Below are 13,027 nucleotides of genomic sequence, written 5' to 3' on the forward strand. Positions count from 1 at the left end.
TCTCTAAATGGAGCCTTCGTCATAAATACTTCTCTGTTCTCTGAAGAACAAGTCTTATGCCTTTTATTTTTATTTTAACTGTGACAGCTTTTGAAAGTCGGACTGAGGACTGTAACAAAATGAAGGACATAGCTCTCAGTGAATGACTGGTAAGTATGCCTAAAGAACGATACTGATATTCAGGTATTTGATGAATATGTTAAAGATGCTTAAGAAAAAGTATGTAAACGAATTTGGTAGCCCGGCACGGATTCGAACCGAGGTTGCGGGATCCAGAGTCCTGCATGATTGACCACTACACTACCGGGCTACGGTGATTGCATCTCCCTAATTGTAAAGCTTGTATATTAAGGTATCGGACGGATGGTTATTCAAGACCTTCCGGGTTCTCATTCAGAACAGCAGTCCACCACCATCTTGCCATGTCAATAAGGTCTTTACTGAACTGACCGGAAAGCCGATACTCTTTATCTTTATGAGTAATGAGGCCGGCGCCTAGCAGTTTATTGCGCATGGCATAGAATGAGGCTCTGCCTATGTCGAGTTCTTCAAGGATGCTTTCCCATTCACTGGTCTTGATGGGGTTGCCACTTTTCTGACGGTCTTCGACCATCATGAGGAACTTCTGGCCGCGAATGGCGGTTGCCTCCTCCTGGAAAAGGCGGCGCATCAGATTATAATACGGGTCCCTGGAATGGGTTATACGTGAATTTGAATCCGAACGTATCACTAATGTGGTAGATGTACGTGGTGCGTTCTTTACAATAGACATTTGATTACCTGAGGTCGGGAAAATGGTCTCATCTCAACTGCTGTGTTGCTGAATGATCAACAACCAGAAGCAGAGGATCTTGATTCAAGGGCAGAACGTATCATGTCCTCATATTCTTCCTTCAGGGAATACACTATAGGGGTCTTGTAGGACTCTTTATGAGACCTGAGGACACCTAACTTAGAGTAGATGTAGCCTACCATTGATGCAACGGCACTACGGGAGATATCATACTTCTGAGTGATGTTCTCATGCAGTTCATCAACAGTTGTCTCTTTCACTTTTAAGAATAGTGATAATATGTGACTGCGGAGCCCATTACAATCAAGTTCAATGAACTTTTGCAATCTTCGTTTTATCTTTGCGCGAATTGAGTCCATATCTTCACCTCATATATAGCACAAACTTTTATATGCACTTCAATCTATATATATGTTTTTAAAGTATTATAATAAAATGGAAATAATAGGCCATTTATCTAAAATGACTAATAGGATAAAAGTATTCTTTAGTATCTCAATTCTTCGGTGACTATATGGATATCAGGTACGATATTGAAAATAATGTGATGCAGATAGATGATGTTGATATACATCCCCATAGCCTGGATACTAATTTCATAGGTGTCTGCAACAATTGTAATTCAGATGTAAGTAGCATAAGCTATCACACCTATGAAGAAGGGATGGTAGTTGCTGGAAAATGCAGTCTTTGCGACACCATAGTTGCGATAATGTATGATAATGAATGGAACTGGCAGGGAGAAGAAACCATTTCTCAGTTCTTTGATATCAAAAGCAGCAATAACCTGAAAAACCTTAATTCGATCGACCGAAAGAAACTTGCTACGGTTTTTACTCCTGCTGAGACCGATGCTATGTATGCAAAGGCCAGAGGCGAAAAATACGTTCGCCAATACCTATACAGGGCACGTAAGAAATATGCAGATTTTGAAGAGCTGTTCGGGATCCACATAAATATATGATCGGATCATGCTCAAGTATATGCATACTAAAGCTATGAGAGTTAGGAATACGTGCGAAAATAATATAGACAGTATTACTTTGAGTATTAGTGCATAGAGTGAGCATCTGCACAGTTTGTTAAAAACATAGAAGTAGTATTTAAATAACGATGTTTTTATAATATATTTTTTGATTTGAATATGCTAGGGTATTCAAATACAAAATATGCAAATAATACTTGCATAATTTGTTTTACAATAACGTATAATTAATAAACTATTACATAAGTTTATTGTATAAGTCGTAGTGTTTGACGATCTTTCCACATATTATGTGCAACTGTGCATATTATATCAATATCCTGGTAACTACCAAATGCTATTTACTGCAATAGCCATATCATATATCGTATACCTGTACATATTAGCTACAGATAATGGTTTTGTAGGAAACAAGAACAACATATTTATATACTAACGTTTGCATCTTCAGATTTGAAGGGACATTACAATTCTAGCATCCTGATAGGTGCAAGTACCACCACCCAAACATCAAACAATATCATATTTGTACCACCAACCCCCGTTCCTTCGTTTGCCCTATCAGGAACCCACATTTATTGATGAGTGACAATGTTGCGTAACATTGTTTCCTGTTCTTCTATATATTTTAAGAACAGAATAAACTGTGTACAATTCGAAAAGAGGAATATCGGGGTTAGTACACAGGCGTCGAAGACAATAACATCGGCGTCTTCCTCCTTATAATACACCATCATAAGGATATTGATATCTTATGGAAAGCTTGCATAATTATCTTCTGCAGCTGAAAATAGTGGTTGAAAGAATTATATCATTAAATTAAGTTATATTATTGAATATAAAATAAGTACTGAACTTATAAATAGAATAATATAAAAACTAAATGTAGAATATAGTGTGGGATAATATGCTATATCACATATTAGTTGCCTATAGGGTCCTTCAGGATCCCTAACCTAACATGTACCCTTATAGGCAGCATTTTATACTTACGGCAGTGCTCGCTGCAACAATTCCTCCTTCTCTTAAAGTGTGTTGCACTACGGGCCTGTCCAAAAAGTAATTTATCATAAACAGTGTTAATTTTGAGAATCAAATAATATGGATATATATAATATAGAAATAATTAATAGTGTGTGTTACTACATATATAATAGTAACACACCCTATCCAAACCCACACAAGAACACCAACCTAGCAGTGGTGTTCTTCCTCACTGTTACTTTCTAGCATATAACGTATAAGAGTTGCGTAACATTGCTTCCTATTGTATTATATAGAATTGCTTCTCAGGCATTAGAGCTCAATGGGTAGTTTCACTTACATTTACAATATCATATTATCTTTGGTACTGCTGGAATAAAATGCCGGTGTTAAATTATATATAGGTTCAACAACAGTGTAAGGCTGCTTGTTAACACCGTTAACTTGCACATAAAATTGGATAGAGATGGTACATAAAACCTGACAAGGCACCACACCAACCAACCTAACATGTTCCTTGTCAGGTTACTCTGATGGATGATCAAACTTTAATATATGAGTCCCTATTACAATGGTAATACCACCAACCAGCTCATCAGAATCCCGTTTTCACAACTATTCTGCTTTATCCTGCATCTTTATAGCTATCAGTGGCATAACTAACCAGGGAACAAAATAAAAGATAGGTAAATAGCAAATCCGATCTCTTATTTAATGTAAGTTACATTACTAACAATAGATAAGTAACTAAGTTTCATAGATCTGATCTAGGAAGAAGTAGATAATACTATCTTATACACCTCTGATCCGTACCACCCAGAGGTGCATAAATGGTGCCAGGTCGGCTTTAATAGGCACTACATACAAAGGAACCATTATCTATGGTAAATTGCTGTGTGCATAGATAATTATGGTAACTAAAGTGCAGAATTTACATAGATCGAGTGGGGGTAAAGATGAGCCGGGTGCTGATAAGGATATCACCTCGTACCACCATGAATATTCTTATCAGGCAACTTTTTTATATCCTCTGAAGATGTGTTAACTTACTTTTTTAATTAAGGCACAGGCATAACTCAAACCACGCCAAAAAACACAACAATCAGTCTATGAAAAAATAGACAATAATTGGCGTTCACATAAAATACCGGAATGTGTGTTGGGAAAGGAAACATGCCATAAGGAAGACAGAAACGCGATTTAAGACATGTTCATCTGTAAAGGACATGAGAGTAACTCCCGGAATGCAGGTATCCAATTAGAAACTAGTCTATTGATATAATAGTAGTTCAATAGTATAATTGGCACTATTTTTAGTACCACCACCCCCCAAACCCCCAATGAACACCGATTTGCATTGTCGGTGTTCTTTTCTATTACTTTACAGCAACGTTTTTGGTCACCTGTCAGAACTTTAGTTTACTTGAGATCAGGACAATGCAGGAACTTGAAACAGTGATCTTATCTAAAGGACTGGTTGTGAACACAGCCATAAATTCATCTGTTTGGTATAACTTGGGAAGTGTTGAAAGGCAGGTAAAAAGCTGTGAAAACTTCAAAGTCTCGTCAAAATGTTAAACTGTAACTATAATCTATTACAAAATGGCCCTTTTTAGCATATACTTTAGTATACAATGTTGTGTAACAATATTTAGTTACATATATTTATTTGATAGTGATAAAAGTAAGATATTATTAATGTATATTTATAAAGATATACTTAATTAATCAGTTAATTTCGTATCATTGCGAACAAAACCCTCGTTTTTTCCGATTTAGTGAACAAATGCAACAAGATGTAATTAATACATACCATTTGATAACTGAAGGTAATAGAGTCCTATTTCTTTTAGAAGTCATAACATTCTCCAATATATATTATTAGGCTATTTTTATATAATAGTTTTCAGCTTGTTTAGTATAGTAGTGCAGTGCTGAAAAAGCCAAACTAAAACTAACGCCAATAATTTTTGAAGTGCCTGTTTTTTAGCATACTTTACAATATAGTTTAGATGATTATGAGAGGACATTCTAAAAATTATAATCTGCTGTTCAGGACATTAAAGCCAAAATCCATCAAAAATCCATATTCTTATAGTCTATGTGTATGAGATTGTGAATTCTCTAAAAATGCCAAAAAGGGTATGTTTTTCTGAAAACACTTATTCCATAGTATGTAGGAATATGAGAATCCTGACTTGCCACCCCAACATGATCTGCATGAAAATAGTACAAATAATCATACCATATAATCAAACACCTTTATTCTTATGGTCTATGTAATAAATATATTGCATATTTGTTGGTGATAAACAAGAATACTAGACAACTAGAGTCTTGTCTAACTGGCAAGTAATCAGAGATTAGACAGAACAACAAACTGTCGCATAAAATGTACAAGGTAGTGCAGAAATTCAGTCACCTAAATTTATTTAAGTTATTATTAAATAATATGCATGAGTTTTGCATAATTTATTTTGATTAAATCTTAATTTCCATGCAATGTCTTATTTTTATTCATATATTTTTATTATATATTAGTTGGTGTACTTAGTCTATACTCGCAGAGCCATAAAATATAATATAAAAATATCATAATAAAAACATTACTTTCAAAAAACATTTGTTTATTTAAAACTAAATTTATCATCCAGCTAAAATTATATTTACATATTGTTTAACATATATACCGTAGCATCGACTTTTATACTCATACACAGGTCATGACTCAACCAGTCAGAACATATATACTAAAGTATATAATACAAATTCCAACCAGTATCAGTAATCGAACATAGGACATATTGTACCTATATACAAGTTCCTAAACCTAAATATGCCATAATGGCATATTGATGTATCTATGCAGGTGAGCTCATGAAAAAAGAACGGCTTTTGATATATTCCACGGTCTTTCTCATCATGGGATTATCCAATTCTGTAATCCCGGTGCTTCCTGAGATCGCTGCAGGTAGCCTTGTGTCATCAGGAACCATCTCATATACATTACTCTTTTCGGGATACTTCATAGGAGCTTTACTAACCATGATCCCATTTGGTTTCATGGCAGATATCTATGATAATGTGAAGATCATGATCTTTTCCATCACACTAACTCTCTTTGCGGGAATTGTGCTGATACTAAGCGAAAACATATATCTGCTCATTGGTGCCAGGCTACTGGAAGGTATCGCTTGCGGTGCATTCTTCCCTCCGGCATATTCACTGCTTGCCGGTTTTACTGAAAAGAACAGATACATTGGAGAGTTCAATTTCCTTCTTAACGCAGGTCTTGCTGTTGGTGTTCTTTCATCAGGCTTCCTGGCTGCATGGTCAATTAGAGGAGCAATTATCCTCTTCACCGGCCTGTCTATAATAATACTGCTTCTCGGCACCTCAGTTGTGTTTACAGGAAAAAGGCCTGGAAAGATACAAGTTAAGAACATATCACCATCCATTGAAGCCAAAAATGTGATCAGTAAACTGTTCGACCTCAAATTTATCCGTATCTGGATAACCGCATTCCTTATTTTTGGTATCACCGGAGTAATGCTTGCATTCTATCCGGAATACAGCAAGGACCTGCTTAGCAAACCTGAACTAGGCGTGGCTATTGCCATCCTTTATGCCAGCTCCATGATAACAAATATCGTTGTTGGAAGAATGAACCTGGGTTTCAGAAAGATGATATTCTCAGGCATCCTGCTGGCAGCAGCAGGTGTAGTTATCTCCCTAAAGGCTCCATTCATAGGTTTTGCACTACTTGGCATCGGCTCTGGAACAGGAATGATCGGCCTCCCTGTAGCTGTTTCACACATGCCTGTTGAAAGAGGCCTTGCTATGGGAATCTTCAATACATATACCTATGCAGGACTCGCATTCATGCCAATTATAGCAGGAATGTTCGTTGGCATGGGCTACCAGACAGTGTTTATTTTGAGTGCTGCTTTTATGGTGCTGTCCCTTTTCCTGAAGGATGGAGTGGAAAGTGGGGAGTGAAAGCTTCAGAGAAGGAAATTCTCTCAGGTGGTGCTGAGGAGCATCTTTTTGCGAGGGCGTAAGACACCCCACAGCCCATAATTTACTATTTATCTTTAAATTAAGGTTTGATTTGCGGGGTGAAAGTATTATTTTGATTATGGAACTTCAGGGCCAAGTATCAATCCATAAATAAAAAACACGCATAAAACCAATGAACCTACTGTTAACATTATTGGATAGGCATATGTGTTAATTGTGACTTTTTCCCTATCATGGTATAGGCAAATAGATATCAATGCAGCAAAATCGATTAATGCTGAAATATATAGAACCCAGTTTTTAATCTCAAATTTAGTCCCAGGATTAGAAATACTATAAAAATACATAAATGAAATAAATGTTAATAATATTGATAACGGCACTAATGGGACATTCTTTTTTATGTATTCATCTTTTTTTAGTATGAATAAAATAATACTAGTTGAAAGAGCAAAGTAAAACAATAGATAAACACCCATATTTTCTGCGGATGATTGTAGAGTAAAAAGCCCTTCTGGCACTATATAAATGATGAAAATTAATGAAAAAGAACCACCCATTAGGAAAGAAAATATTGGAGATAAAAAGTTTGAATATAGAAACAATGAAGACACAATAAATACTGCAAAACTATAGCTGAAAATAATTCTTGAATTTAAATTTTCAGGAGAGACGAATACAGCTAAAAAAAGACCCATTATGATTAATATTGTTTGTAGAAAGCCTTCAGTGCTTTTTGATTCTGTTAATTTATCTATTTTATCATGAAGTAATTTTATCATCACTCATAAGTATGCAGTTTAATTAGTTAAATTATTTGTTTTAAGGCAAAGTAAATATAACCTAATATTGGCGCAAACTTATATAATAAAGACATAGCCCATATGTATGGAATACCATTTCTAAAAGCAAAACATACACCAATTTTATTGCTATGGATTTTTGTTGAGGTGGCAAGTCAATAACCTCATATTCCTGTGTACTATGGAACAAGTATTTTCAGAAAAACATACCCTTTTTTGCACAGCTCCATCACATGTATAAACAGAGAATCAAAAATGAGATTTTGTTAGTTTGTATTTTAATATCAAGAATTTGTGCAAGATTTCTTTGATTGAGCTGACATACATACTGAAATAAATATAAGTGTTGTTGCTTTCCAAGCTTACTTTTAAAAGTATATTGGATAGATTAATTACACTACTTTGCGTTTGCAACCTCTATACTATTCAAACACTAAATAATTAAATAAAAATAGCATAATACAATTGCTAACTATTGCAATAAATTATTTTTGACACACGGATTTATTTAAATGTTAAAACTGTAACTAAAATTTATCACACATAATTAGACAGTCTAGTATATACTAATTCAATCTTAACGTAACTAAATATAATTACATAAACCCACCCCTTGTCTTAACACACGTAAAAATACCTCGAAACAAAAGATTGATCTAATAAATAAGATGCATCACCTTCATTTTATAAAAAGTAGATTCAAATAGAAACTTTATTATGCCTGTCATTTGTTTCATGAAGTGATGACAGCCGGTAAAAACGGAATGAAGCATAAATATCTTGGCAATGGAAGGTATAACACGTATAAGCATGCTGTTTTTCAGTTATCCATACTATGCTTTTTGTTCTTTGTCCTGATCTCTGTCTGTAGTGCGAACGAGGTTGCTGAGTTCGACCAGGTGAATACGCCACAGGGTGCTGTTATTCTTATTGTTGATGGACTTAGTTCCTGTTATATTTATCCGGAGTATACGCCTTATGCTATTGATGGTAGTGTGCTGGATAAAGCTGAGCCTGAACAGATATTACAGATATTCGACCAGAGTTGCAGAGTACTGGATATTACGGCTCCACAGACATTCACTGAAGGAGGACATTCGGTCCTGGCAACTGGATATTCCAAAGCAGACGGTGAACTTGTAGCATCGTCTGGGACAACAGTATACGATGTAGCACATGATAACGGATATCTCACTTTTGCCATCATGGAAAAAGGAGATTCCTCAGGTATGCGTAGCAAGCAGAATGTAATAGTCCATGATGCTGAGAACTCAATAACAGAACCTGAAATGATCATAGAGACAAACATGCTTTCAGGAGATGGAAAAAGCATATCCCTTGAAATTGCAGACCTGATGCAGGAGAATTCTATTGAACTGCAGGATCAGCTGGACCAGTATCCTGACGGCTCACAGGAAAAATATGATGCCTATGACATATGGGCTATTGATACTGCAATTGAACTCATGGACCATATGGAAAGAGAGTATCCGGAACAACACTATATCCTCACCATAAACGTAGGGGCAGTGGACTGTGCAGGTCACTACAAAAAGAATAGCGGCTACATTGCAACCATTAAAGGCATAGATAATGCAACCATGGACCTGTACGAAACCTGCATTGAAAATGACATGGCATTCATATTCACAGGCGACCACGGTATGAGTTTCGCAACAGCAGATTCCCGTGGTGGACATCAGGCAGACAAGTACTCCATAATGACCGAATCCCAGAAAGTCCCCCTGGTTATCGCAGCAAAAGACGTGAACACTGGAACGATAGAAGGACAATTCGGACAGGAAGATATTGCACCTACAATACTTGAGGTCCTTAACCTGCCCGGAAAACTGAGGGCTGCAGATGGCACAGCGATCCCCGTAAAAGATTATGTCAGCCTGAAAGTCCAGGTCCCGGGAGAAGGTCAGCTTACACTCATTCAAAATGAGGACATCATTTTTGAAAGCAAGATCAATGATGCAATATCGTTTGTAGGGCTGGAACCTGACATGGACTATAAGCTCAAATATAACCCCATATCAGATGCTGAGAAAGATATTGAAAAGGTCATAAACATAGGGTCGAGCACCATTATCGAGCTGGTAACTTCTTCGAACCAGTCCACAAGCGATAAATCCTATCATAACCCACGTTACATTATAGGAGGAACACTGATAGTCTGTGTTAACCTCGCAGGCCTTGCTTTGATACGCAAAGTATTGAAGGAATAAATATTACTTAACAGAATAAGGTCGGATGGCATTGTGCCACAATGACTTACGTACACTTCTCAATGGAGCCTCTGTTATTTTCAAAAAAGAGGGTCCACTCATACACATAAGCTCAGCTAATGCTATGATAGTTGGAGATATCCACGGCAATATCAAAGCACTTGAATTCATCCTTCGAATGTACCAGGAAATGGAATGCGAAGATGTGATATTCCTTGGTGATTACGTAGACAGAGGACCTTATTCTGTTGCCGTTCTGTGCCGGTTGTTCGAATTGAAAATAAGAAACGAACAGAAAACAGTACTTCTGAAAGGGAACCATGAGACCATGGAAATGAACAGCATATATGGCCTTTATGAAGAAATACAGGACCATGATCTCTTTCTTGCAGTAAACAGGACATTTCAGGAAATGCCAGTAGCAGCAGTCCTTAATGATACTATATTCTGTGTCCACGGAGGAATACCCGGAGTTGTTGATATTGAGGAGATAAGTAAAGAGAATTCATTCCCTTACCTCTGGAACGACCCATCCGAACTTCCCGGTATTAACGCATCCGTAAGGGGAATAAGACCAAAATGTTTCGGACCCGATACCTTTGATGAGTTCATGGAACACAATGAACTTTCCCTGATGATTCGTGGGCACACCGCACTTGAAAACGGTTACGAATGGTGGTTCCATAGACGATTGCTATCTATATTCTCTACGCCGAATTATGCAGGCAGAGATGGCAAGGGTGCATTCGCGGTCGTCAAAGATAATGAGGTATCGGTATTTGTTTTTGGAAAGAACAAGAACAATAGAAATGAGAGCTACTGTATTATGTAAAAGCAACCTGAGGATCACTGCTTAAAATGATAAAAGTTCCCATGTGCCGAATAGCGGTTCCCGGCATCATGGAAGAATAGATCGAACTGTAATAAGAATTGCTATATAGGGCCACATGTTAGGGGTTATGTGTTTTTAGTGATTTTTTGAAGAAAGATGATACACACTGACCATCGGTCCCGGGATAAGATGTACTCATGGCGTCGGTTCAAGTGCTACTTCTGCCCTATATAGACGACTGAACTTCGATTACACCATATTTAGGACTAATCAACAGGAAATATATAGAATATATAAAATGAGACATTTTCCTGCCTTTTATTACATATTTAAAGCGATCCTGCATGAGCTCATGCATCCTGGCGAACATAATAAGATCAGTCAGTTCACAATTGTTAAATACAAAGGACCCCATAAAGGATATCCTTAGGGAACATTTAAATTATCCAGATACAGAATGTATAATGGGAGATCCTATGACAGAAACGAATATCGATGTTAGAGGACAGACCTGTCCGGTCCCTCTTGTAGAATGCCGTAAAGCTCTCAAAAAAGCTGCCCCGGGAGATGAGATAATCATTCTGGGAACACACCCTGCTTCTAAAAAAGAGATACCAATGGCCTGTACTGCCATGGGTCTTGAAGTAATGGAAATAGAAGAGAACGCTGACAAGGAATGGAAGATACGCATCAAAAGATAGAATAGACATAGATCACAATAGATGGATAGTAGTGGGGACTTAACATGACAGATAAAGCTGTAATAGTAGTCCATAGTGGGGACCTTGACAAAATATACAGCGCTATGATAGTAGCCAACGGCGCGCTCTCAATGGGAATGGATGCCTCCCTTTTCTTTACGTTCTGGGGACTTCAATGTCTCAAAAAGAACGGATTTGACAAAGGACCCCTTTCCAGAATGAACCTTCTTGGACTGGGTAAATGGATGGTTAAGAGCAGGATGAAGAAAGCCAACGTAGTCTCACTTGAGAGGCTCATGAATGACTACAAGGAACTTGGCGGGAAGGTAATTGCCTGCGAGATGACCATGGAGATCATGGGTATCAAGCCTGAACAACTGAACCGTGAATGGATAGATGAATACGGTGCTGTCGGCACCTATATTATGGAAGCAAAGGACGCAAAGATAACACTTTTCATATGAACTTTAAATATGCTCAAGATCAAGGAGTGTAAGAGGAGGAACAGATGTTCGATAAAATGATATATCTTGATAATTCTGCCAGTACCCGATTGGATGAGAAAGTAATGGACGCAATGAAACCCTATTACTTCGACACATATGCAGTTGCCACATCCGAATTCGGTTACTCAATGGGCATTGATGCAAAAGAAGGACTGGAAGCAGCCAGAGGCATTATAGCAACCTCACTTGGTGCATCAGCAGAAGAGATCGTCTTCACATCAGGCGAGACCGAGTCCAGTAACATGGCCATAAAAGGTGTTGTAGCAGCTCTTAAGAAAAAGAAGGGAGAGCACATCATTGTATCCAAACTAGAGGATTTTGCTGTCCTGAACACAGCAAAGAACCTTGAGAAACAGGGCTACAGTGTAGATTACATCAGCGTTGATGCAGAAGGTATCCTGGACCTTGAGGAACTTAAGAGCAAGATACGTGACGATACTGCCCTGGTATCTATCCAGCATGCAAACCAGGAGATAGGCACCCTTCAGGACCTGGATGCTATCGCAAAGATATGCAAAGAAAAGGATGTACTGTTCCATACCGATGCAACACACAGCTACACAAGAGTACCCATCGATGTATCAACGACACCTGTAGACCTGATAAGCATGTCAGCTCACACCATCCACGGACCAAGAGGTGTCGGTGCACTATACATCCGCAAGGGTACACCCATCAACAAATGGATGGACGGTGGATATCAGGAAACCGACCGTCGTGCAGGACTTGAGAACATCCCTGGTGCAGTAGGATTTGCAAAAGCAGTGGAACTTGTCACTGAAAAGGAGACAGAGTTCCTGACATCGCTCAGAGATTATACCATAGAGAGGGTCTTTGAAGAGATACCTCATGTTACCCTGAACGGAAGCAAGACACAGAGAACACCACAGAATGCGAACATCACATTCCACTATGTTGAAGGTGAATCCATGACTCTGCACCTTGATATGAGAGGCTTTGCAGTCAGTACGGGTTCAGCCTGCTTCAGTCGTTCACTTGAAGCAAGCCACGTGATACTTGGTATCGGTGGTGACCACGAAAGAGCACACGGATCGATAAGATTCACGTTCGGACGCTACAACAGCAAAGAAGATGTTGATGCAGTGGTAGATGCGATCAAAGAGATAGTAAGTCAGCTCAGGGCTATCAGTCCCCTGTATAACAAATGAGGT

At 37.9% G+C, this 13,027-nt stretch carries 10 protein-coding genes and 1 tRNA gene; 7 read left to right on the forward strand and 4 right to left on the reverse strand.

What is annotated here, in order from left to right; translation table 11 throughout:
• Positions 1-234: 234 nt before the first annotated feature.
• The 3 genes from BM008_RS04000 to BM008_RS04010 all read right to left on the reverse strand — a co-directional run bounded on the left by BM008_RS04000 (position 235) and on the right by BM008_RS04010 (position 1,152).
• Positions 235-310, reverse strand: a tRNA-Gln gene (locus BM008_RS04000).
• Positions 311-367: 57 nt separating this feature from the next.
• On the reverse strand, positions 368-772 hold the full coding sequence (locus BM008_RS04005; protein ID WP_091933471.1) for a hypothetical protein: 405 nt from the start codon (positions 770-772) through the stop codon (positions 368-370).
• A 56-nt stretch (positions 773-828) separates the two neighbouring features.
• Positions 829-1,152, reverse strand: a complete 324-nt coding sequence (locus tag BM008_RS04010; RefSeq protein ID WP_091933474.1) for a DUF2551 domain-containing protein — start codon at positions 1,150-1,152, stop codon at positions 829-831.
• A 155-nt stretch (positions 1,153-1,307) separates the two neighbouring features.
• Here BM008_RS04010 and BM008_RS04015 point away from each other — a divergent pair, with 155 nt between their 5' ends.
• Positions 1,308-1,757, forward strand: coding sequence for a hypothetical protein (locus BM008_RS04015; RefSeq protein ID WP_091933477.1), 450 nt, complete (start codon positions 1,308-1,310; stop codon positions 1,755-1,757).
• 3,882 nt (positions 1,758-5,639) lie between these two features.
• Positions 5,640-6,761 (forward strand): MFS transporter, encoded by a 1,122-nt coding sequence (locus BM008_RS04020; RefSeq protein WP_091933480.1) that lies wholly within the window; start codon positions 5,640-5,642, stop codon positions 6,759-6,761.
• Between the two features lie 137 nt (positions 6,762-6,898).
• On the opposite strand, the gene BM008_RS04025 is transcribed toward BM008_RS04020, so the two are convergent.
• Entirely contained in the window at positions 6,899-7,564 is a 666-nt protein-coding gene (locus BM008_RS04025; protein ID WP_091933482.1) for a hypothetical protein, read from the reverse strand.
• A gap of 764 nt (positions 7,565-8,328) precedes the next feature.
• Here BM008_RS04025 and BM008_RS04030 point away from each other — a divergent pair.
• From BM008_RS04030 to BM008_RS04055, 5 genes are all read left to right on the forward strand, one after another.
• The gene (locus tag BM008_RS04030) at positions 8,329-9,816 is read left to right on the forward strand and encodes a sulfatase-like hydrolase/transferase (protein WP_091933485.1); all 1,488 of its coding nucleotides are present in this window, start codon (positions 8,329-8,331) and stop codon (positions 9,814-9,816) included.
• 31 nt (positions 9,817-9,847) lie between these two features.
• Complete coding sequence (locus tag BM008_RS04035; RefSeq protein WP_177187956.1) at positions 9,848-10,648, forward strand: metallophosphoesterase; 801 nt, start codon at positions 9,848-9,850, stop codon at positions 10,646-10,648.
• Between the two features lie 476 nt (positions 10,649-11,124).
• Entirely contained in the window at positions 11,125-11,349 is a 225-nt protein-coding gene (locus tag BM008_RS04045; protein ID WP_091934203.1) for a sulfurtransferase TusA family protein, read from the forward strand.
• 44 nt (positions 11,350-11,393) lie between these two features.
• Positions 11,394-11,813: a DsrE/DsrF/DrsH-like family protein gene (locus BM008_RS04050; protein WP_091933493.1), complete on the forward strand. Its 420-nt coding sequence runs from the start codon at positions 11,394-11,396 to the stop codon at positions 11,811-11,813.
• Between the two features lie 44 nt (positions 11,814-11,857).
• Complete coding sequence (locus BM008_RS04055; RefSeq protein WP_091933496.1) at positions 11,858-13,024, forward strand: cysteine desulfurase family protein; 1,167 nt, start codon at positions 11,858-11,860, stop codon at positions 13,022-13,024.
• Positions 13,025-13,027 lie beyond the last annotated feature (3 nt).

The sequence above is a fragment of the Methanolobus profundi genome (assembly GCF_900114835.1).
Taxonomy (GTDB): Archaea; Halobacteriota; Methanosarcinia; order Methanosarcinales; family Methanosarcinaceae; genus Methanolobus; species Methanolobus profundi.